Source organism: Phaeobacter sp. S60 (genome assembly GCF_000826845.1).
Taxonomy (GTDB): Bacteria; Pseudomonadota; Alphaproteobacteria; order Rhodobacterales; family Rhodobacteraceae; genus Phaeobacter; species Phaeobacter piscinae.
This window is the reverse complement of the sequence record NZ_JSWJ01000018.1, coordinates 65,346-86,324: the sequence shown is the minus strand read 5'-3', so window position 1 is coordinate 86,324 and position 20,979 is coordinate 65,346. Positions and strand designations below refer to the sequence as shown.

16 protein-coding genes and 2 pseudogenes are annotated in these 20,979 nt (G+C 61.2%); 7 read left to right on the top strand and 11 right to left on the bottom strand.

Features of this window, described 5'->3' with window-relative positions; translation table 11 throughout:
* Positions 1–51: 51 nt before the first annotated feature.
* The 5 genes and pseudogenes from OO25_RS16855 (at position 52) to istB (ending at position 5,714) form a co-directional block, all read left to right on the top strand.
* Entirely contained in the window at positions 52–1,710 is a 1,659-nt protein-coding gene (locus OO25_RS16855; RefSeq protein ID WP_242407065.1) for a Mu transposase C-terminal domain-containing protein, read from the top strand.
* 1 nt (position 1,711) lies between these two features.
* On the top strand, positions 1,712–2,593 hold the full coding sequence (locus OO25_RS16850) for a TniB family NTP-binding protein (protein ID WP_040181363.1): 882 nt from the start codon (positions 1,712–1,714) through the stop codon (positions 2,591–2,593).
* Positions 2,590–3,381: a TniQ family protein gene (locus OO25_RS16845; RefSeq protein ID WP_040181362.1), complete on the top strand. Its 792-nt coding sequence runs from the start codon at positions 2,590–2,592 to the stop codon at positions 3,379–3,381. The genes OO25_RS16850 and OO25_RS16845 overlap by 4 nt, the downstream gene beginning before the upstream one ends.
* Positions 3,382–3,431: 50 nt before the next feature.
* Positions 3,432–4,916, top strand: a pseudogene (gene istA, locus OO25_RS16840) (IS21 family transposase); the annotation flags it as partial.
* 48 nt (positions 4,917–4,964) lie between these two features.
* Positions 4,965–5,714, top strand: a complete 750-nt coding sequence (gene istB / locus OO25_RS16835) for an IS21-like element helper ATPase IstB (RefSeq protein ID WP_139044796.1) — start codon at positions 4,965–4,967, stop codon at positions 5,712–5,714.
* A gap of 278 nt (positions 5,715–5,992) precedes the next feature.
* Here istB and OO25_RS16830 read toward each other — a convergent pair whose 3' ends face one another.
* The 11 genes from OO25_RS16830 to OO25_RS16780 form a co-directional block, all read right to left on the bottom strand.
* A complete protein-coding gene (locus OO25_RS16830; RefSeq protein WP_040181357.1) occupies positions 5,993–6,850 on the bottom strand; it encodes an SMP-30/gluconolactonase/LRE family protein in 858 nt (285 codons plus the stop codon).
* On the bottom strand, positions 6,847–7,455 hold the full coding sequence (locus OO25_RS16825) for a 2-dehydro-3-deoxy-6-phosphogalactonate aldolase (RefSeq protein WP_040181354.1): 609 nt from the start codon (positions 7,453–7,455) through the stop codon (positions 6,847–6,849). Before OO25_RS16825 ends, OO25_RS16830 begins: the two co-directional genes overlap by 4 nt.
* A complete protein-coding gene (locus OO25_RS16820) occupies positions 7,452–8,357 on the bottom strand; it encodes a 2-dehydro-3-deoxygalactonokinase (protein ID WP_040181352.1) in 906 nt (301 codons plus the stop codon). The genes OO25_RS16825 and OO25_RS16820 overlap by 4 nt, the downstream gene beginning before the upstream one ends.
* Before the next feature lie 3 nt (positions 8,358–8,360).
* Complete coding sequence (locus tag OO25_RS16815; RefSeq protein ID WP_040181347.1) at positions 8,361–9,131, bottom strand: SDR family NAD(P)-dependent oxidoreductase; 771 nt, start codon at positions 9,129–9,131, stop codon at positions 8,361–8,363.
* Positions 9,131–10,840, bottom strand: coding sequence for an IlvD/Edd family dehydratase (locus tag OO25_RS16810; RefSeq protein ID WP_040181345.1), 1,710 nt, complete (start codon positions 10,838–10,840; stop codon positions 9,131–9,133). Before OO25_RS16810 ends, OO25_RS16815 begins: the two co-directional genes overlap by 1 nt.
* A 317-nt stretch (positions 10,841–11,157) precedes the next feature.
* Positions 11,158–12,222 (bottom strand): ABC transporter ATP-binding protein, encoded by a 1,065-nt coding sequence (locus tag OO25_RS16805; protein WP_040181342.1) that lies wholly within the window; start codon positions 12,220–12,222, stop codon positions 11,158–11,160.
* Positions 12,219–14,471, bottom strand: coding sequence for a glycoside hydrolase family 2 protein (locus OO25_RS16800; RefSeq protein ID WP_040181339.1), 2,253 nt, complete (start codon positions 14,469–14,471; stop codon positions 12,219–12,221). The genes OO25_RS16805 and OO25_RS16800 overlap by 4 nt, the downstream gene beginning before the upstream one ends.
* 9 nt (positions 14,472–14,480) lie before the next feature.
* On the bottom strand, positions 14,481–15,296 hold the full coding sequence (locus OO25_RS16795; protein ID WP_040181336.1) for a carbohydrate ABC transporter permease: 816 nt from the start codon (positions 15,294–15,296) through the stop codon (positions 14,481–14,483).
* Positions 15,293–16,147, bottom strand: a complete 855-nt coding sequence (locus OO25_RS16790; RefSeq protein WP_139044795.1) for a carbohydrate ABC transporter permease — start codon at positions 16,145–16,147, stop codon at positions 15,293–15,295. The genes OO25_RS16795 and OO25_RS16790 overlap by 4 nt, the downstream gene beginning before the upstream one ends.
* A 79-nt stretch (positions 16,148–16,226) precedes the next feature.
* Positions 16,227–17,510 (bottom strand): ABC transporter substrate-binding protein, encoded by a 1,284-nt coding sequence (locus tag OO25_RS16785; RefSeq protein ID WP_040181333.1) that lies wholly within the window; start codon positions 17,508–17,510, stop codon positions 16,227–16,229.
* A 399-nt stretch (positions 17,511–17,909) separates the two neighbouring features.
* Positions 17,910–18,926, bottom strand: coding sequence for a LacI family DNA-binding transcriptional regulator (locus tag OO25_RS16780; protein ID WP_040181329.1), 1,017 nt, complete (start codon positions 18,924–18,926; stop codon positions 17,910–17,912).
* Between the two features lie 522 nt (positions 18,927–19,448).
* Here OO25_RS16780 and OO25_RS16775 point away from each other — a divergent pair.
* Positions 19,449–20,039 (top strand): annotated as a pseudogene (locus OO25_RS16775) (L-serine ammonia-lyase, iron-sulfur-dependent, subunit alpha); the annotation flags it as partial.
* Positions 20,017–20,913, top strand: a complete 897-nt coding sequence (gene purU, locus OO25_RS16770; protein ID WP_052465695.1) for a formyltetrahydrofolate deformylase — start codon at positions 20,017–20,019, stop codon at positions 20,911–20,913. The pseudogene OO25_RS16775 and the gene purU, both read left to right, overlap by 23 nt.
* Positions 20,914–20,979 lie beyond the last annotated feature (66 nt).

The following is a 20,979-nucleotide window of genomic DNA, read 5'->3' as shown; positions in this document are numbered from 1 at the left end:
CGTGGTTTTGAACGGTCCCTAGCCGAGACTTTTGCCCCTAAAGCTGAGACAGTGTTTGCAGCGCGGGCGGGACCGGTGGACAGGGCAGGGGAGCACGACGGGACAATCGGCGCGGAGGCCTCGCGCAGGCTTGCTGTTCTGCGTCCGCTCGTCGAGGCCCATCTTGCGGGCGCTGGCGGTCTGGAAAGCGGTATCCGCGACGCCGTCTGGGAACTCGGCGTCAGCAGGGCGACCGTCTGGCGCTGGATACGGAGACTGGCAGAGGAGGGCGGGCGCACCAGCGCGCTGGTGCCGCGGAAGCGCGGACGGCGCGAGGGCACAAGGGCAATTTCCGATGAGGTCGAGGCGCTGATCGCGGATCAGCTTCGCCGCTATTATCTGCGGCGGGAACGCGCCAGCCTGTCGCGCGTGGTGACGGAGATCCGCATCGCCTGCAGGGAACGCGGATGGCAGGCGCCGACGCGCCGGACAATTCAGCGCCGGCTTGATGCTCTGGATGAGCGAGAAGTCATGCTGGCCAGGGAGGGAGCGAAGGCGGCGGGACGACGGTTCGCTCCGGTGCCGGGCAGAAAGCAGGCGAAGCTTTCCCTCGATGTCGTGCAGATCGACCACACGCTCGCGGACATCATTCTTGTCGACAGTTTCGAGCGCAAACCGATCGGGCGGCCCTGGGTCACGCTGGCGATCGATATCGCCACGCGGATGGTGACCGGATATCATGTCAGCCTGGAGGCCCCGTCGCGCCTCTCCGTGGCGCTCTGTCTGACCCGGGCCGTTGCGCCGAAGGCGGAGCTTCTCGCCGATCTGGGCAGTAGCGCTCCCTGGCCCGCGCAGGGCAGGCCGCGCAGCATTCATGTCGACAACGGCCGGGATTTCCGGTCGCACTCCTTTCAGGAGGCCTGCGCGGAATGGGGGATCGATCTTGAGTACCGGCCGCCGGGACGCCCGCATTTCGGGGGCCATATCGAGCGGCTGATCGGCACGATGATGGGGGCGGTGCACCTCCTGCCCGGAACGACGCAATCTTCCGTCGCGGCCAAGGGCGCCTATGATGCCGAAGCCAGGGCCACGATGAGCCTGAGCGAGTTCGACCTCTGGTTCGCCCTGGAAATCTGCCGCTACAACAACAGCGTTCATTCGAGCCTCGGCTGCACGCCGGTTGCACGATGGGAGGCGTTGTCAGTGGAGATGTCCGGCGACATTCCCTTCGACATTGATGCGTTCCGGGTGAGCTTCCTTCCCAGCGAAAAGCGCCAGATCCGGCGGGACGGCATCCATCTGTTCGCCATCCGGTACTGGTCGGACGCCCTGGCGGGGCGGGTTGGCCGCAAGGATGACAAGGTGGTCGTGCGCTACGACCCGCGCGATCTTTCCGCGATCTGGGTCGAACTTGATGGCGGCCGCTGCGTCGAGGCGCGGTACCGCAACCTGGAGATTCCGCCCGTGTCGCTGTGGGACTATCGCGAGGCGATGAGGATGGCACGAGCCCTGGGCAAGACAGGGTCAAATGAACTGGTCCTTGCCGAGCTGATCCGGAGGCAGCGCCAGATCGAGGGGGAAAGCCGGGTGCTGACCAAAGCAGAACGCAGATCCCGGGAAAGGCGCAATGCCGGGAAAGACACTCTTCCTGCGGAGGAGCCTTCTGAGGGGCTGCGCCCGGTCGATACCGGTGATACATCGCGCCCGTTGTTCAAGGTGGAGAGATGGTGAATTGAGGGCAGGGGAAACCGAAAACGACGGCCGCGTCGCCCTCATTCAATCGGACATCTGGATCGGCTTTCCCCGCGCTGAGCGTGTGCTGGACAGGCTGCAAAGCCTGATCGACGCGCCGCGGCAGACCCGGATGCCCGGGCTTCTCGTGCACGGCGCATCAGGCATCGGCAAGACGATGATCGCCCGGAATCTCTCGCGCCGCTATGCGCCGGAATACGACCCGGTCGCGGGTATCACCCGCACGCCGCTGCTCCTCCTGCAGGCGCCGCCGGCCCCGGACGAGCGGCGGTTCTACCTGCACATTCTGGCGGCCGTCGGCGCGCCGTCCTCGACGCTGAGCCTGCGTGCGCAAAGTGTGGCGTCGCTCGAGGTCCGCGTTGTCGGGTTGCTTCGTGATCTTGGTTTGCGGATGATCATGATCGACGAGGTCCACAACCTGCTTGCCGGAACCCACCGCGAGCAGCGCCGCTTCCTCAATGTCCTGCGCTATCTCAGCAACGAGTTGGAGGCGTCGCTGGTCTGCTTCGGGGTCAGCGAGGCGGTCGATGCGATCCGTGGCGACGTCCAGCTTGCGCGGCGGCTGGACGAGCATCACCTTGCGAACTGGCGCGATGATGCCGAGTTCTCCGACATGATCCAGACCCTCATCGCCGCGATGCCGCTGGCGAAGAAATCCAACCTGCAGGTCAAATCGCTCCGGCAAATCCTGGCGTTGACGGGCGGGGTGACCTCGCGCATCTTCGCCCTGGTCAAGGACCTGGCCATCGATGCCATTCTCTCCGGTGAGGAGCGCATCACCGACGAGGCGGTCGCGAACTGGACACCGCTCTGGTCGCGCCACGCTCCGTCCCAGCGGCGCCTTGAAAAGTCGGGGGCGTGAGGCTGCGCCCTCTGCCCATAACCCTCGCACCTTACCCGGACGAGTTGCTCTCCGGCTGGCTGGCGCGGCTGGCGGCGGCCAATCATTGCGCGTTCACCGAACTGCTGGCGCATATCGGCATAGACGGCCGATATGCCGACATCCTCGACTTCGAACTCGAGACCGGCGCCGCGGACAGCATCGCGTCGGTCGCGCGCATGCCGACCGCGCTGGTGAAATCGCTGACCTTTCCGGCATTGTCCCCGATCGAAGCTGCGCTGACGGCACGAACCTCGTTCCAGTCGTGCCCCAACTGTTCCCGAAGCGGCCGCGCCCTGAAACATTGGCGGCAGGCCTGGGCGTTCGACTGCAAGAGTTGCGGGTCAAGACTTCGTCCCATCCTCACCAAATCCGATGATCCGCCTGTACCCGAAAAGCTGCTGCGCCGCGCCCGTGGCGGGGCAGGGCTGCTCGAGCAAGCCATCAAAGCCGACCGCTCCATGCACCTTCGTCGGGCCATGCGGGCGGTTACCTTCGCGATGGCGCTCCGCGCTGTCCGCGGCGATCCAGTGCACGCGCTTCAGAGTCCGAGACCAGAAGTGAGGCTGTTCAGCCTCGCCGCCATCGCGGTTGCCCAGTCACGTCCACTGCTCAAAGCAGCAATGTTCAGCACCGGCATCGACGACTTCGCGTATGCCGCCCTGCTTCGAACCTACGAAAAGGAGCCTCGACTCCTCGCCACGATTGGTCGGATCGCTGGCCGACATCGGAAAAGTGGATTCCCGTTGGCAATCGAATCTCATGATTAGAGGCAAGAAATACCGCTAAGCGCGCCGTGTCTCACCTATAAGGGCAACGCGACAAGGGGCTTTCCGTGCGCGAGATCGCCCTGCGTCTGAAGCTCAGCAAGACAACCGTGTCGACCTACCTGCTCCGGGCGCGGGAGGCCGGGCTGAACTGTTGGCCGCTGCCCGCCGATCGGGACGACGACACCACCCTGAAGCAGGCGCTGTTTCAACGCGTCGGGCGTCCGCCGAGAGACCTCACGGAGCCTGACTGGCCCAGGGTTTCCGCCGAGATGAAGCGCAAGGGCGTGACGCTGGTGCTGCTGTGGGAAGAATACCGTGCCGCCCATCCGGACGGCTATGGGTACACCTGGTTCTGTCAAAGTTACCGGGCGTTCGAAAGCCGCCTCAGCCCGCGCTATCGCAACCGGCACGAGGCCGGAGCGACGATGCAGACGGATTACGCCGGGCAGACGGTTCCGATCGTCGATCCGGCCACGGGCGCCGAGTACCGTGCGCAAATCTTCGTCGCGGTGCTTGGCGCGTCGAACTACACCTTCGCTTGGGCGAGCCTCAGCCAGAAGCTGCCCGACTGGATCGAGGCGCAGGCGCGCGCGCTGAAGTTTTTCCACGGGGTCCCCAAGGCAATTGTCTGCGACAATCTCCGGGCGGCCGTAGCCAAGCCGCTCTGGTTCGAGCCGTCGCTCACCCGAACCTTTTCCGACATGGCCACGCATTACGACACCACGGTGCTGCCCACCCGCCCGGCCAAGCCCCGCGACAAGGGCAAAGTGGAAGGGGCCGTGCTGATCGTGGAGCGCTGGATCCTGGCCCGTCTGCGCAACCGGCAGTTCTTTTCCATCGAGGCGCTGAACGTCGCCATCGCGGAGCTGGTCGATGATCTGAACGCCCGGACCATGCGGCGTGTCGGACGATCCCGCCGGGAGTTGTTCGAGGAGATCGAGCGCCCCGCGCTGCAGCCCTTGCCCGACGCCCCTTTCGAATACGCCGAATGGAAGCGCGCTAAGGTGCATCCCGACTATCACATCGAGGTGCTGCACAGCTTCTATTCCGTGCCGCACCGGTTGATCGGCCGGCAGGTCGATGTCCGGCTCACCCACCGCACCCTCGAGATTTTCTATAATCATGAAAGGGTTGCGGTCCACCATCGCCGGGGGCCGCGCGGCGGTCACACGACGATCAGGGAACACATGCCCAAGGCGCATCAGCGGTACGGCGGCATGACACCGGAAAGCCTGATCGAACGCGCCGCCAGAACCGGCTATCACACCGCCGCCCTCGTGGAGCGGCTGATGCGCGACCGGCCCCATCCCGAACAGGGCTACCGCTCCGCCCTCGGCGTCCTGAACCTCCGGCGGCAATTCACCCCGGACAGGCTGGAAGCCGCCTGCGAACGCGCGCTGACCACCGGCACCATCAGCTACGGATCGGTGCGCTCCATTCTTATCACCGGCCTCGACCGGGCCCCGGGTCCGCCGGAGCCCGTCACCGCCCCGCCGCGCCACGACAATATCCGTGGCCCCGGATACTACCAATAACCCCGGAAAGGAGAGAGACACGTGCTCACACATCCCACCCTCGATCAGATGGCCGCGCTCGGGCTCACCGGCATGGCCGATGCCTGGAAAGCGCTCAACGACCAGGACGCCGACCAGGGCCTCGACCGCAATGAATGGCTCGGGCTCATGCTCGACCGCGAGGCCACCTATCGGGCCGACAAGCGCTTTGCCAACCGGCTGAGAAACGCCAAGATGCGCTTCCCCAATGCCTGCATCGAAGATATCGACTTCCGCGCCAGCCGCGGCCTCGACCGGCGCCAGGTCCTGTCGCTCGCCCAGGGCGACTGGATCAAGGCCCACGAACAGATCGTTCTCACCGGCCAAACCGGCACCGGAAAGACATGGCTGTCCTGTGCCTTCGCGCACCAGGCCGCGCGCCTTGATCACTCCGTCTCCTATGTCCGCGTGCCCCGGCTGTTCGAGGACATGGCCATGGCCCGCCTGGACGGCCGGTTTCCCCGTCTGGTCGATAAGCTCGCCCGCGTCCAGCTGCTGGTCCTCGATGACTGGGGCACGCACGGGCTGAGCGACCAGCAACGCCTCGACCTGCTGGAGCTCTTCGAAGAACGCTACCAGCGCCGATCCACCATCATCACCGCCCAGCTTCCCGTGTCCGGGTGGCACGCCATGATCGGGGAACCCACCATCGCCGACGCGATCCTCGACCGGATCGTGCACAACGCCCATCGCATCGAACTCAAGGGAGACAGCATGCGCAGAAAAGACCGCACACCAGACTTGACCGAAAATCAAAAGACCGAAACCATGGCTTCCTGAACATGATTGCAGGCAGCTGACCAGTCGTGCCCGAACTGTCCGGGATTTACTGAAACGGCTGTCCGGGAATTAGCGGAATCGCTGTCCGGTATTTCTGAAATCCGCAGCCGATCACAAGATCAACCGCATCGACGAACTCGCACCCTGGCACTGGCACCAACGCTGAAAGTCAACGCCCGGTCACACCGGACGCATACGCAAGGGCACAGCAAGTCCCGGAAAAAAAGAGAAAAATCTGACACTATTCTCTTTAATTGGGGCATAAGGACAACGCTGTATCATACCAATTTCACACGATGCTCAGCTTGTCCGACTACGGCCACAGGCAGGCTAAGAACACGACCATCAGCGTCATTCGCTTCGGACAGGCTTTCTGTTGCCGATGTGACATAGAGATTGGTAAGGTCTTGGCCACCAAAGGCAGGACAGCTTGGTTGCGAAGCCGCTAAATTCACAGTGCTATCTACACGTCCTTCGGGCGCATATCGGGTCACGCGATGAGCCCCCCATTGCGCGTTCCAAAGGTAGCCCTCAGAATCCACAACGGCACCATCCGGGTTCAACCCTTCAGCGTTCAGATCAACAAACACCGTCGCTGGCCCCGTGGGCCACCCCTCGCTGTCCAGCGTCTGCCGCATGATCTGGCGCGTTGGAGTATCAGCATAATAGGCAAAATTGCGATCTGGAGAGAAACAGATGGCATTCGATATGGTAATGTCGTGATAGAGTGGCTCAAGCTTACCCTGATAGAAGCGATAAATCGCTCCTGCGCAATCTTCAGCCTGTTTCCCCATCGTCCCGATCCAGAACCCGCCCCAAGGGTCCGCACGGCCGTCGTTTGAGCGTGTGACCGGATTGTCAGCTTCCAAATCGATGACGTGTTCACTGGTACCCGTAGCAATATCGAACCTGAAGAGCGCCGTTTCAGAGGCGATCAAAAGCGTATCGTGATCCAGCCAGCCAGCGGCAGAGACGTGCTCGTCGAATTGCCACATCAACGGGCCCGATGCCTCGCGGGTCAGCAATTGTTTGGCGTTAATATCAAACCAGAAGAGCTGACCCCGCTCTGGATGCCAAAGTGGCCCCTCGCCCAGATGACAAACGCGCTCATCAATAATTTGAACGGCACCGCTCATATTTGGAATGCCTCGTCATAGGCTACGACGATCGCGTCAGCTTTGGCCCTAACGGCCGTGGCATCATCACCCGGCTTGTAAAGCGCTGACCCGATGCCAAACCCGTCAACGCCTGCCTGCTTCCATGCTGCAAAGTTGTCCGGTCCGGCTCCGCCCACCGCAAGCACCTTGGTTACCTTTGGCAAGACTGCCCGAATGGCTTTCAACCCGTCCGGTCCGATCGACAATCCCGGGAAAAGCTTCAGCCCGTCCGCGCCTGCTCGTAATGCAGCAAAACATTCAGTCGGCGTCATGACACCGGGATAGGATGCCATCCCCAACCGTTTCGTTTCCGAAATAACTTCGGGGTTGCAGTCTGGAGAAACGATCAAAGCGCCACCAGCAGCTTTGACGGCTTGCACGTCTTCTGTGGTCAAAACTGTCCCTGCTCCGATCAGCGCTTGCAGCCCAAGCGCCTTGGCCAAAACAGCAATGCTCTCAAGTGGATCGGGTGAGTTCAGCGGGACCTCGATCTTTGTGATACCGGCTGCAACAAGCGCTTCACCGATACCCTCAACCTCGTTCGGGGTCACGCCTCTAAGGATCGCGACTAAATTCCGGCTCATTCTGTGCCCCCTGTTTGGTATTTGTATGCTGCGCCCAATCCGGCCAGTGTCATAGCCGTTGCGTCTGCAAGCGTGGCTGCCATGCCCTGAGCTCCCAACCCTTTTTGGTAAAGCGCGCTTAGACGTGCATCGCCAATCAAGACAACCTGTTGGCCAAGCCAATAGGCTTTGGCGGACGCCAGCTCCAATCCGATCAGCATTCCCGAAAGTCGCGCTTTTGCGTCCGCTGCGGCCTGCCCCTGCAACAGGTCGGCTGCTCGCAATTCGAAAAGCCGCGCACCAAAAGATGCCGGGCGTGTCAGGCACTCTGACAAGGCGGCGTCGAAAGCATCGTCGCTCCAGCCGTCACCGCTCAAGCTATGACGCAGGACCGATTGCTTTGACAGCAGCGCGAAGAGTTCTCCGGTCATGCAGGTTTGAAAGCTGTCGACCTTTCCCGCGCTCACATTCACCCATTTGGTATGCGTTCCCGGCATGCAGATCACCCCGTCAAAACGGGGATTGGCAGCAAGGTAGCCTGCGATCTGCGTTTCCTCGCCACGCATGACATTTGCACTTGGGGTGATTTGGCTCAGCCCCGGCAGAATAGTGACCGACAGCCTTGGATCGGTGACAGGGGCTTGCACCCCATCGGTCTGTTCCGGTTTGCACGGCACCGCCGCATAAGGCGCCTCGATCCAGCCTTTTCGTGCTCCCACCATGCCACAAGCCACCGCTTGTGTGACCTCGCCTTCGCTAAGCCAGTCGTCGATCAGCGCGATGAGCGCAGGCTCAAAACCCGCAGGTTCAAGCTGTCCCATGCCCTTGTCGGACAGGCGATGATCCCGGACCTCTCCGCTCTCGCTGACAAGCCAAACCCGCAGGTTGCTGGTACCCCAGTCTATCGCGATCCAGTCAGACATTGCCTACCCCGTCACCACGACGCCGCCATCAATGACCATCGTCTGACCCGTCATCATACGACTGACATCCGAGGCCAGAAACAGGACGCCCCCGACGATATCTTCCGGCACCAGATGTTCTTTAAGGCACAGACGCTCAAGATGCGATGCTAAGGAAATCGGGTCTGCCCAAAGGTCCAGTTGCTTTTGCGTCAGAACCCATCCCGGCGCCAAGGCGTTGACGCGGATGTTCGACGCGCCCAAGTCGCGCGCAAGGCTTCGGGTCATGCCGTTCAGTCCGGCGTTGGCCGTCGTGTATAGCGGATAGCCTGCGTTCCCCATCATATAGCTGATCGAGGTGAAGTTAATGATCGTACCTTTACCGGCCGCCTTCATTGCCGGAACAACCGCCTGCGCCGCAAAGAAGTAGGCTTTCAGGTTGATCGCCTGCATCCAGTCCCAGAACTCTTCGGTGACGTCCTCGACTGCGTGGCGTTTGTCATTGGCGGCGTTGTTGACCAACACCTCAATCGCGCCATGCGTCTCAGCCGCATGGTCAATAGCAGACTTCAAAGCCGCCATATCGGTAATGTCACACGGTATGAACAAGGGTCGGACACCATGCTTGGCTTCCATCTCGTCGCAGAACTCTGATGCGTCCGAGCGCTGCACAAAGGCAACCTTCGCACCTTGCGCCAGGAATCCGTCTGTCAAAGACGCACCGATCCCCGAGCCGCCGCCGGTGATAAAAACGCTCTTGCCGTTCAGGTCGTGGAATGTTGCTGGAATACTCATCAGTGGCTTTCTCGTGTCACGGGGCGGGTGTCTTTGCCGACAAGGAAATCAAGGTCTGCGCCTTGATCCGCTTGCAGCACATGGTCGATATACATCTTGGCATAGCCACGTGTGTAATGCGGTGGCTCAGGCTGCCAGTTGGCGCGACGCGCCTCCAGCTCTTTGTCCGACACCAACAATTCCAACACACCGTTTGACGCAGAAACCTTGATCCGATCCCCCGTTTTGACCAGAGCTAAGGTGCCGCCATCATTGGCCTCGGGGCTGACATGCAGGATCACGGTCCCGAAGGCCGTGCCCGACATACGCGCGTCGCTGACGCGGATCATGTCGCGCACGCCCTCTTTCACCAACTTTGCAGGGATCGGCATGTTGCCCACTTCCGGCATGCCGGGATAGCCCTTGGGACCGCAGCCCTTGAGAACCAGAATGGTGTCCGGGGTTACGGGCAGATCATCGCGGTCAATATTGGCTTTCAGGTCTTCGATGCTTTCGAACACATAGGCCTCTGCCTCATGCTCAAGCAGCGCATCGGTTGCGGCCGACGGCTTCACGATGGCGCCACGTGGTGCAAGATTGCCCCGTAAAACGCGCAACCCTGCGGCCGGCTTGAGCGGTTCGTCGAATGAGCGGATCACGTCGCGGTTCCAGCACTCGGCCCCTTCGGCATAGGCTGAGATATCTCCGCCCAACACCGTTTTAGCCGCGCGCAGCTTGGCCGAAAGTTCTTTCAGCACCACCGGCATACCGCCCGCGTAGCAGAAGTCTTCCATGAGATATTTGCCGGATGGCATACAGTTCACCAGCAAAGGCACATCTGATCCGATCTCGAAATCACTGAGCGTCAGGTCCACCCCGACCCGTCCGGCCAAAGCCAGCAGGTGCACCACCGCGTTCGTCGATCCTCCAACCGCAGCATTGGCCAGAATGGCGTTCTCGAACGCTTCTTTGGTAAGGATATCGGACGGCTTCAGGTCTTCCTCGACCATTTCGACAATTCGTTTGCCGGTTAGATGCGCCAAGGCCATGCGGCGGGCATCTACAGCAGGCAAAGCCGCGTTTGTTGGCAAGCTCATCCCCATCGCTTCGACAAGCGAGGCCATGGTCGAGGCCGTGCCCATCGTCATGCAAACGCCCTTAGACCTGCTCATGCCGGATTCAGCCGCCATGAAGTCGTGAAGCGTCATTTCGCCCGCGCGCACGGCTTCCGAGAACTTCCACACATCCGTGCCAGAACCAATATCTTTGCCCTGCCATTTGCCGTTGAGCATCGGGCCAGAACTGACGACGATTGTCGGCAGGTCAACTGAAGCCGCGCCCATCAATTGCCCCGGCGTGGTCTTGTCGCAGCCACCCAGCAGGACGACTCCGTCCATTCCGTAAGCACGGATTGACTCTTCGACGTCCATTGCCAGCAGGTTGCGAAACAACATGGCGGTCGGCTTCATCTGTGTCTCGCCAAGCGACATCACAGGGAACTCAACCGGAAAGCCACCCGCCTCCCAAACGCCGCGCTTCACACCCTCGGCCAGTTCGCGCAGGCCCGAATTGCATGGGGTCAATTCGGACCATGTATTACAAATCCCGATCACCGGTCTCCCGTCAAAGGCGTGATCCGGGAACCCCTGGTTTTTCATCCAACTGCGATGGATAAAGCCGTCCTTGTCCAACTTGCCATACCAGGCCCGATTGCGTCTGTCGTTCGCCATGTCTTTGTTTCCAGTGCCGAAAGTGGTATAAATGTTAATCCGCTAAGTGGCTGCAAGCTCTTCTAGCCACTCGCGATGCGGCAGCGCTTTTGAGGCCACCTTGCGCGTCTGCCTTAACTATCGCTTTCAATCTCCGATGATCGCTGGACGAAGCGGCAAAACGGATGCCACTTCGCGTGATCGCAGATACATGCGACGGCGGGAACCCCGAAGCGGACGTGTCCGTTGCACTCAATTCAACCAGGCCGCAGTTGAAAACACGATTGCGCGTGGGCCAAACTCACGATTTTCCGGCAGCAGACCCAGTCCCCCGCATCTCATCGAAGACGAACTCCGTTGTCGTCAAACAGGAGCGCCGACGCCGTCGAGAAACTGGCGCTGCGGCGCTGTCCCTGTGCAAAGCTGCGGTCGTCGGATTTGATCGTCACCAGCGGACCCCCGTTGCTGCGACCATAGACGAAAACCTCGCCGCCAAGGTTTTCGACCATCTCGACGTCGACCTGCAGTTCGGCGTCGCCGTCGGCCGCGAAATGCTCCGGCCTCAGGCCGACCGTCACTCCGGTTCCGACTTCGGGCGAGGCAGCAAGCCGCGGCAGCGGAATGACCTGATCGCCGTGTTCGGTCAGTTTCACGCCGTCGGCGGTGACCTCGCCGGTGAGAAAGTTCATCTTCGGGGATCCGATGAACCCGGCGACGAAGACGTTGTCAGGGTCGTCGTAGAGCGCCAGCGGACTGCCGACCTGCTCCACCAGACCTGCGCGCAGCACGACGATCTTGTCGGCAAGGGTCATCGCCTCGACCTGGTCATGGGTGACATAGATCATTGTCGACGCCAGTGATTTGTGCAGGCCCGCGATCTCGAGCCGGGTCTGGACACGCAGCTCCGCGTCCAGGTTGGACAGCGGCTCGTCGAACAGGAAGACCTCGGGATGGCGGACGATCGCGCGACCGATCGCCACCCGCTGGCGCTGGCCGCCCGACAGCTGGCCGGGCTTGCGGTCGAGCAACCGATCGAGCTCGAGGATGCGCGCGGCCTCCTTGACCTGGCTGTCGATCTCCGCCTTCGACGTTCCCGAATACTTGAGCGCGAAACCCATGTTCTCGGCGACCGTGAGATGCGGGTAAAGCGCATAGGTCTGGAAGACCATCGCGATTCCGCGTTGCGCCGGATCGAGTTTCTCGACCCGCCTGTTTCCGATCTCGATCATGCCGTCGCTGATGTCTTCCAGCCCGGCGATCAGGCGCAGCAAGGTGGATTTGCCGCAACCCGACGGGCCGACGAAGACCACGAATTCCCCGGGCTCGATGTCGAGATCGATCCCCTTGATCACATTCGCAACGCCAAAAGACTTCTTGACGCCGCGCAGTTTGAGCCCACTCATCCCGCATCCTCCTTCGAAAGCAGCCCGACCGATTGCCGGCCGAAACGCTGGCTGGTGATCTGAAGTTCGACCGGTCCCTCCCGGCCGCTTGATTCGATCCAGAACCCGACGCTGCCGCCCTGCATGGCAAGCAGGGCCGGCCCGAGACGGCGTGCCGCGCCCGAGACCTCGACCTCGATCGGTTCGGAGAAATACGGCAGTTTCCGCCCGGCCTGATCCAGGGCGCGGACCATGACGCGCAGGCAGTCGCCTTTCGGCGCCATGGCGGTCCGGTCGGGGGCGATCTCCAGCGCGCTGGGGATCTTCCTCTCCGGCAGCAGACACTCCGCAACCGCAGCGCCGTCCAGATACCCGGTCAGCGCGGTCGTCTCCCAGCGTTCGCCCCATTCGCCGAGTTCCGCGTCGGTGAAATGTTTGCGATCGATGATCACCGGCGGGTGCGGCAGATGCGGGAAGGCTTCCCGGTCCGGCTTGATCCGCCGCGGCGCGGTGCCGGCATAGCGGATCTCGACCTCGTCGCAATTGGTCAGGACGATCAGGGGAAAGATCCCGCCGATATTGCGTTCGCCCCGGGCGTAGTGGGTCACCGGTTCCATGACCACCCGTTCCGACGGCTCCGTCTGGCTGGCATAGGCATAGGCCGCGAATTTCGGTTCGCGGTACATGTCCATCACGCCGTGATAGCAGATGCCGTCGCCCGAGCCGAAATCCGCATGTGTGTTGTAGTCGAAGGCGCACCATCCGATGCAGCCCGCGACCGCGCTGTCGCCATAGGCCGCGTCCATGACCTCGAGATGGCGCAGGACATGTTCGTTCTGGCGCAATTCGTTGTCGGTGCTCTTGGTCGGGAACATGTGGCCGTTGTATTCCGTCACCAGATAGGGGACGTCGTGCCCCAGCCCGGTCACTTCCCGTTGCGGCCGCAACGGCGTCCGGCCGCGGTTGCCACCGAGTTCATGCGACCCCAGGACGAAGTCGTTCATCGTATAGACGTCTTCCAGAAACTCGCTTTCGGCGATGCAGCGGATCCCGCCGGTGGGCCGGGTGGTGTCGAGAGCGCGCGCCACGCGGTTTGTTTTGGCGTAGAACGCGTGATCGTCCGGGCTTTCATTGATCCGCACACCCCACATGATGACCGAGGGATGGTTCCAGTCGCGACGGATCATGCGTTCGACATTGCGCACCGATTCCGCCTTCCATACGCTGCCGCCGATGTGTTGCCAGCCAGGGATCTCCTCGAGCACCAGCAAGCCGATGCGATCGCAATGGTCGAGAAACCAGGGCGACGGCGGATAGTGCGAGCTGCGCACGGTATTGCAGCCGAGCTCGTACCTGAGGATCTCCGCGTCGCGCTCCTGGGCGGCGCGGGGCAGCGCATAGCCGACATGGGGAAAGGACTGGTGCCGGTTCAATCCACGAATTTTCAGGGGCTTGCCGTTCAACCGGAAGCCGTCGGTGGTGAAATCGACGCTGCGAAACCCGAACTGCGTCGACCAGCCATCCCGGCCATGCGCCGTTTCAAGGACCAGGGACAGCGTGTAGAGCGCGGGGTCCTTGACATCCCACAGCGCGATGTCCTTCAGGCCGGCAAGGTCGATGGCAACCCGGGCCTCGGACACCGGCACCGTGGCGGTTGCGACGGTCCTGCCGCCGCGGTCGATCAGCTCCGCGGTGATCCGCCCCTCGATCTCCTGGTCGCAAGCATTGGCCAGCGTGACGACGGCATGTACAGTTTTTTCCGCCGCCAGGACATCGGGCGTTTCGACCTTGGCGCCCGCGATCGAGAGGGCCGGCGCGACCTCGATCCAGGCGTCCCGGTAGATGCCGGCATAGGTCAGATAGTCGATCTGCCCTCCGAAGGGCGGGATTTCGGGGTTTTCCGTCCCGTCCAGAACGACCGTCAACAGGTTGTCACCGGGGCGGAGCCGGTCGGTCAGCCGGGCGTGGATCGGCGTATATCCGTCCTTGTGGGCGGCAATTTCCGTGCCGTTCAGGTAGATCCGGGCATCCGCCATCACCGCGTCGAACCGCAGCGTCACCTCCTGGCCGTCCCAGGCGGGATCGGGGCGGATCAGCTTCTGATAGGTGTACCGGCGCTGGTAGGCCGTTTGATCCGCATGGTTGTAGGGCAGATCGACCGCGTTATGGGGCAGAGTGACCGCCCGCCCGCGGCGGGCCTGCTGCCTCAGTTCGGGCGCATCGCCCTCGTGGAACTGCCAGTCGGTATTGATGTTCGTTGTGTGCGGCATCGTGCTTTCCTATTTGACTGCACCCAGCATGCCCTGGACGAATTGGCGCTGGAGGACGAAGAAGATGAGAAGCGTGGGCAGGGTGGCCAGGATCGTCGCGACCATCAGAGCGCCATAGTCGGGCAATTGCTGCGTCCCCAGAGACGAGATGGCGAGCGTGATGGTTTTCTTGTCGTTGGTCTGCAAGACGATCAACGGCCAGAGGTAGCTGTTCCATTGCGCCATGAACACGATGATCGTCGCGGCGGCATAGGTTGATTTCATCACCGGCATGTAGATGAACGCGAAGATCTGCCATTCTTTCAGCCCGTCGACGCGGGCGGCATCGCGCAGCTCGCTCGGAAAAGCGATGGTCGCCTGGCGAAAATAGAACATGATGAACAACAGCGAGAGCGCGGCGACCGAGGGAAGGATGACGCCGATATGGGTGTTGATCAGCCCGATCTTGCCGGTCAGGACGAAGAGCGGAACCATCAGCGCGGCGAAGGGGATCGACATCAGAAGCAGCAGGCCGCCGAATACCCTGTCCTTGAACCTGGACTTGAAGACCTCGAAACCGTAGCCCGCCATCGACGCCACCAGCAGCGTCAGGGCCGTGCCGATGATCGCGACCTTGAAGGAATTGTAGAGGATCTCCGGGACATTGTTCGTGGTGACGAGGGTCGAGAGGTTCTCGGCCAGGGCCGATCCCGGCCAGCTTCTGCCCTTGATGATATCGGCGGACGTATTGGTGGCACCGATGATCATCCAGGCGAAGGGGAAGACGGAGACGAAGGCCATGACTCCGAGGAAGCCATAGGTCGCCAGGGTTCTGAACGATCTCATTTCCGGTCCCTCGCAACGTAGAATTGGATGAAGCTGAGGATCGCCACGAGAACCACGATGACGTAGGACACCGTCGCGGCGTATCCGAAGCTCGGCATGAACTTGAAGGTCAGATTGTAGATGTACATGGACAGCGTGAGCGTCGCATCGCCCGGCCCGCCTTCGGTCAGGTTCACCACCTCGTCGAACAGTTGCAGCGTGCCGATCGTCGACATGACGCAGGTGAACAGGATCACCGGTTTCAGCATCGGAATGGTCAGTCGGAAGAAGACCGCTCTGGGTGGCACCCCGTCCACGCGCGCGGCCTCGTAGATCGAGCGGTCGATGTTCTGCAGGGCCGCAAGGTAGAAGATCATGTTATACCCGGTCCAACGCCAGGTGATCCCGATGATGACAAGAACCTTGGCCCAGAACGGATCGCTCAGCCAGGGGATCGGCTGGTCGATCAGGTAGAGCCCGATGAGCGTCTGGTTCACCACCCCGTCGAGTGCGAACATCGACTTGAAGAGAATGGCATATGCGACAAGCGACGTGACGCAGGGCAGGAAGATCGCGGTTCGCAGCAAGCCGCGAAATTTCAGATCGGGATTGTTCAGCAAAGTGGCCATGAGCAGAGCCAGAACGATCATGATCGGCACCTGCACCACCAGAAAGGTGCCGGTGTTCAGCAGGGCTTGCAGGAAGACAGGATCCTCCGTCAAGCGCAGGAGGTTGTCGAAGCCGCCGAAGGACAGATTCATCCCCCTGCCGGTCTGAAAGCTCATCCACAAGGAGGACAGGATCGGGTAGATCATGAAGAGCCCGATCATGACCATCGCGGGCATGATGAATGCCCAGCCGTTCGATTTCATAGATTTCACCGCATGACCTCCTTCGATTCAGCCGCGGCCAAGGCAGGGCAGCCGCCGCGGCCGCCGCCCCGTCTCGGGATTACCGGATGGCCTGGGTCAGGCGCCGCTCGTAGGTTTCGAGCGCGTCGTCAAGCGCGGCATCGCCGCGGATCACGTCTGGCACATAGGCGAGGAAGGCCGCTTCCGCCTCGAAGGTAAAAACGCCGAAATTGACCTCCGGAACCACGCCGAGCCAATCCGCGAAGTCGGCCCAGATCTTCTGGTCGGCAAAAAACGGATCCGGCGCGTCGTAGGCGGCGGTGTGACGCGCCGCCAGCAGCGAACCGACCGCGCCCTTGTCGGCGAGGATATCGGCGTAGAAGTCGCTGTCGCCGGCCCAGACATCGTTCAGGAAATCCAGCGCCACTTCGGTGTTCGGCCCCTCGGCCATGACGTACCAGCTGGAACCGCCGACGTTCGAGGCATGCACCGCACCTTCGATACCGTCGATGCGCGGGATCGGCGCCACGGCCCATTCCCCGGCCTGATCGGCGTTGGCCTTGATGGCGGCGGTGATCCATGCGCCGGTGGCGACGCCGCTCACGTCATGCGAGGTGAAGGCCCCGACATATTCGGTCCAACCCGCGGCATCCTGCACAATGCCGGATGTCATGACCTTGATGTATTCCTCGACAACCTTGCGGAACCGCGGATCGGCCCCCAGCGATACCGCACCGTCCGGCGTGGTGTACCAGGTGCCCGCCGATTGCAGCATGAGCCGGAGCAGGTCGGTGCGGTTGAACGGCTGAACCAGGAAATCCTTGCCGGTCACGGCCTCCACCGACTGGCCGATCTCGATGAACCTGTCCCAGGTGATACCCACCAGGTCATCCTGCGCGAATCCCGCCGCTTCCAGATCGGCGCGATGATAGAATACGCCGGTGACACCGGAATCGAAGGGCATCGAATAGGCCGTCCCGTCCACCGTTGCCAAGGCGACCTTGTAGGGCGCCATGCCGGACAGGTCGACATGCTCGCCCACCGGTTCGAATGCCTGCGGGAAGGTGAGCAGAAATCGTTGGGCGGCATAATCCTCGATCAGCACGATGTCCGGCAGGCCCTGGTTGCTGCCCGAGGCAAGCTGCGATTGCAGTTTCTGCTCCAGCGCATCCTTGCCGAAATCGGCAACCACCAGGCTCACGTCGGGATGTTCGGCCTGATAGCGCGCCATGGCCCTTTGCATCGAGTCACCGTTGAAATTCGGATCCCAGCTCCAGACCGTGAGCATGGTCTCGGCCGATGCCGTTCCGGCAGCAAGGCTCAGGGCGCCGGCGGTGAGCATGGCGCCAAGGCTGCCGGTCGATTTCAGTGAATTTAGTCTCATTCTCTCTCCTCCTTGAGATCGGACAACGCTGCCCGAGATCGGACATAGCACGATTCGGAAAAAAATTTAGTAAAAATTTACTTCAACAATCAGACGGTCTGTCTGCAGTTGCGCGGTATCAGTCTCTAGCAACGCCGACGCGAGATGGAGTCTGTTGCTTGCTGTGTCGAGTTCTGAAATGACCTGGCCCGGTGGCTGCCAATCGGGCGGCATGCTTCCACTCAGCCTGTTGAGCAAACTCTACGTGCGCACAAGCGCCGCCACCGCAACAAGCTTCGGCTTCAATGAGGGGCCCAAATGCTCGGTAGAGCCAAATGAAGCTTGCTTTGCGCGACCGCCCAAGACATCGCTGCCACAGATGTGAGCCCGGCAACGACCGTTGCCGCCTCCGGGCCGATTTTACAGACCGGTTGAACGTCGGCTACTTTCACGCCAGACGATGTCCGTCTCCAGCGTAACATGCTTGGTCACACGCCGTCCGCGAAGACGTTCCACAAGAAGATCAACAGCAGTTTCACCAATCGTTTCCACGGGGATGCGGACCGTCGAAAGCGGTGGTGTCAAAAATTGAGCGACCGAAACGTCGTTGAAGCTGACCACTGATACATCTTGCGGAATCGAACGACCGGTTTCCTGAAGGGCACGGTATACCCCTACGGCCACGCCATCATTGAAGGCCACGATTGCATCCGGCTGCACGACGTTGTCCAGCAAATCCACCGTCAAACCGTAGCCGAGCCGCTCCCAATGCCGGTCACCGCCGTCATTTGAGACCTTGCACATAGAGGCGTCGAACCGGTTGGCCTCCCGCATCCACTCGCAGTATGCCGCATAGCGGACTTCGTCGCGGTGTTCGGAATTCAGTTCCTTGCCCAGACCGACAAAGGCAATCCGCTTTGCGCCATTTGAGTCCAGGCAAGTCAGCGTTTCACGCATCGCATCGCGCAGATTTGTTTCCACGGTATCAAATTTCCTGTTGGGCGCGGTGCAATCTGCAAACACGATATTTTGGCCGAAGGGTGCCATCCAGGAGCTGTCGTCCGAGGGTTCTGCGGCTATGGCAATCGCTGCCCGCACGGATGGTCCCGGCGAGTTCTGATCCCCGATCTGATCGCGACGCACAGTAACCGCGTTGATACGCTGTTCCTTGCACCGCCTTTCAATCCCGAGACGCAGGCCAACGTAATACGGATCGCCCAGTTCTTCTGCCGGGTCCAAAAAGTGCACGATGGCGATCGCTCCAAGTCTCTTGCCAAGCCGGTTTCTAGGGGTTTGATAGTTCAGCGATTCCGCTGTCTCAATAATGAGTTTGCGCTTCACGTCACCCACGGAAAGGGTTGGGTCCCCGTTAAGAACCCGCGAAACTGTCGCCGCAGAGACGCCAGCACGATCGGCAATATCTTTTATCGTGACCAAACCATCGCCCCAAGTTTAGAGTGTTTCGGGAAAGCCTTGAATCACCAAAACCCTGCCACGCCTTCGGCGCTCTCGGGCTTTTGGTGATGCTTGATGGCTCAAGTATCCCCCGAAACGTTTTAGTAAATAATTTATCATACCGCGATGCCCGTCATACATCAACGCCCCTGCAGCAGCATTTGGTGCGCGAGTTGAACCAAAGCGGCCCTGCCGGAGGCTCCGGGTTCTCGAGAGCTTGAGGAGCCATTCACAAGAACAGGGATGATGACAAGACTTTTGCGCCCTGATCCGTCATCCCGCCGGTGGCCGATTGGGGACGATTTGCGACTGCCGCAATTCAACGCCGGTCCAGCTCTTGCAGCCAGAGGAAAATGACCGGATAGTGTCGGCACGATGGCATGTCGCGCGATGATGTCCGGGGAACGACTTGGATGGGATGCGCCCGATCGTGAAGCGGCTCAGCCGATTTAGGGGTGCAACAAAGGGACACGTGAGCAAACCTTGGGCGAAGCAAAAACAATTGTCTCCAACGACTGGTTGTCGGTCTACGCAATGGCGGTAAATGAGGAAAACGCCGCCGGTGGACGGGTCGTTACATCGCCCACGAACGGCGCGGCGGGCGTCGTACCTTCGGTCATCCGCTACTATCGGGACCACTGCATCGGTGCGACAGAACAGGGTGTCGAGACACTCCTTCTGACCGCTTCTGCCATCGGCGGCCTTATCAAGCACCGCGCGTTGATCTCGGGGGCGGAATGTGGCTGTCAAGCCGAAGTCGGTAGCGCATCGGCGATGGCCTCGGCAGGCTTGTGTGCCGCATTGGGCGGCACCAACGAGCAGATCGAGAACGCCGCCGAAATCGCGCTGGAACATCACCTTGGCATGACCTGTGATCCTGCGGCTGGGCTGGTACAGGTGCCCTGCATCGAGCGCAACGGATTGGGGGCCATCAAGGCCGTCAGCGCCGCAAGCCTCGCTCTGCGAGGTGATGGCACGCATTTCATGCCGCTGGATAATTGTATCGAGACCATGCGGCAGACCGGCGAAGACATGAACACCAAATACAAGGAGACGAGCCTTGGAGGCCTTGCTGTCAACTTGCCCGAGTGCTGAACCCAAGTCAGGTCCTGGAACGAAGTCAGAGCCGCAGTACATCTTGAAACTGTCCTGCGCTGCGGCGCCGGGGATCGTGGCAGCTGTCACCACTGCGCTTGCGGAGCAGGGCGCTAATCTTGTCGAAACCACACAGTTCTGGGATCGCCAGAGTAACCGCTTTTTCCTTCGCGTGGCGTTTCTGGCAAGCGCAGACGATGAGGGGCGAATCTTCGATGCGCTTGCTCCGATCAAAGCGCGGTTCGAGATGGAGATGATCCTGAGTCACACCGGACGTAAGCCGCGCATTCTCATAATGGTGTCGCGCTTCGATCACGCATTGCTGCACCTTCTTTACCAGGTGCGTGTCGGCTGGCTCGACGCGGAGGTGGTCGGCATTGTGTCGAACCATCCGGATGCTCAGCGTGTCGCCGAACAGGAGGGTTTGCCTTTTCACCACATTCCGGTCAACCGAGACACCAAGCCGGAGGCCGAGGCGAGACTGCTAGCGCTGGTTGAAGATGTGGATGCGGATCTCGTGGTGTTGGCGCGCTATATGCAAGTTCTGTCCGACGAGATGTCGCGCGCGCTCTCCGGGCGGGTGATCAACATCCACCATTCCTTCCTGCCCAGCTTCAAGGGGGCCAAGCCCTATCACCAGGCCCATGAACGAGGGGTGAAGCTCATCGGGGCCACTGCCCATTATGTGACCGCCGATCTGGACGAGGGCCCGATCATCGAACAGGAGGCCGAACGCGTGGTCCATTCCATGACGCCCGACGATCTTGTTGCCGTGGGTCGTGACATCGAATCCCGCGTGCTGGCCCGCGCGGTCAAGATGCACCTTGAGGGTCGCGTCATGCTGAACGGGCAAAGGACGGTCGTCTTCAACTAGTGCACACTATCACTCGGTGAAATCGTTACGTCATCATCATTGCTCGAGACAATGGCGGCGGACGGC

Excerpts from the sequence above, each read along its gene's own strand:
- OO25_RS16810 (WP_040181345.1), bottom strand. The coding sequence starts at position 10,840 with ATGGCGAACGACAGACGCAATCGGGCCTGGTATGGCAAGTTGGACAAG.
- OO25_RS16815 (WP_040181347.1), bottom strand. The coding sequence starts at position 9,131 with ATGAGTATTCCAGCAACATTCCACGACCTGAACGGCAAGAGCGTTTTT.
- OO25_RS16830 (WP_040181357.1), bottom strand. The coding sequence starts at position 6,850 with ATGAGCGGTGCCGTTCAAATTATTGATGAGCGCGTTTGTCATCTGGGC.
- istB (WP_139044796.1), top strand. The coding sequence starts at position 4,965 with ATGGCCGCGCTCGGGCTCACCGGCATGGCCGATGCCTGGAAAGCGCTC.
- OO25_RS16820 (WP_040181352.1), bottom strand. The coding sequence starts at position 8,357 with ATGTCTGACTGGATCGCGATAGACTGGGGTACCAGCAACCTGCGGGTT.
- OO25_RS16800 (WP_040181339.1), bottom strand. The coding sequence starts at position 14,471 with ATGCCGCACACAACGAACATCAATACCGACTGGCAGTTCCACGAGGGC.
- OO25_RS16790 (WP_139044795.1), bottom strand. The coding sequence starts at position 16,147 with ATGAAATCGAACGGCTGGGCATTCATCATGCCCGCGATGGTCATGATC.
- OO25_RS16805 (WP_040181342.1), bottom strand. The coding sequence starts at position 12,222 with ATGAGTGGGCTCAAACTGCGCGGCGTCAAGAAGTCTTTTGGCGTTGCG.
- OO25_RS16785 (WP_040181333.1), bottom strand. The coding sequence starts at position 17,510 with ATGAGACTAAATTCACTGAAATCGACCGGCAGCCTTGGCGCCATGCTC.
- OO25_RS16795 (WP_040181336.1), bottom strand. The coding sequence starts at position 15,296 with ATGAGATCGTTCAGAACCCTGGCGACCTATGGCTTCCTCGGAGTCATG.
- OO25_RS16825 (WP_040181354.1), bottom strand. The coding sequence starts at position 7,455 with ATGAGCCGGAATTTAGTCGCGATCCTTAGAGGCGTGACCCCGAACGAG.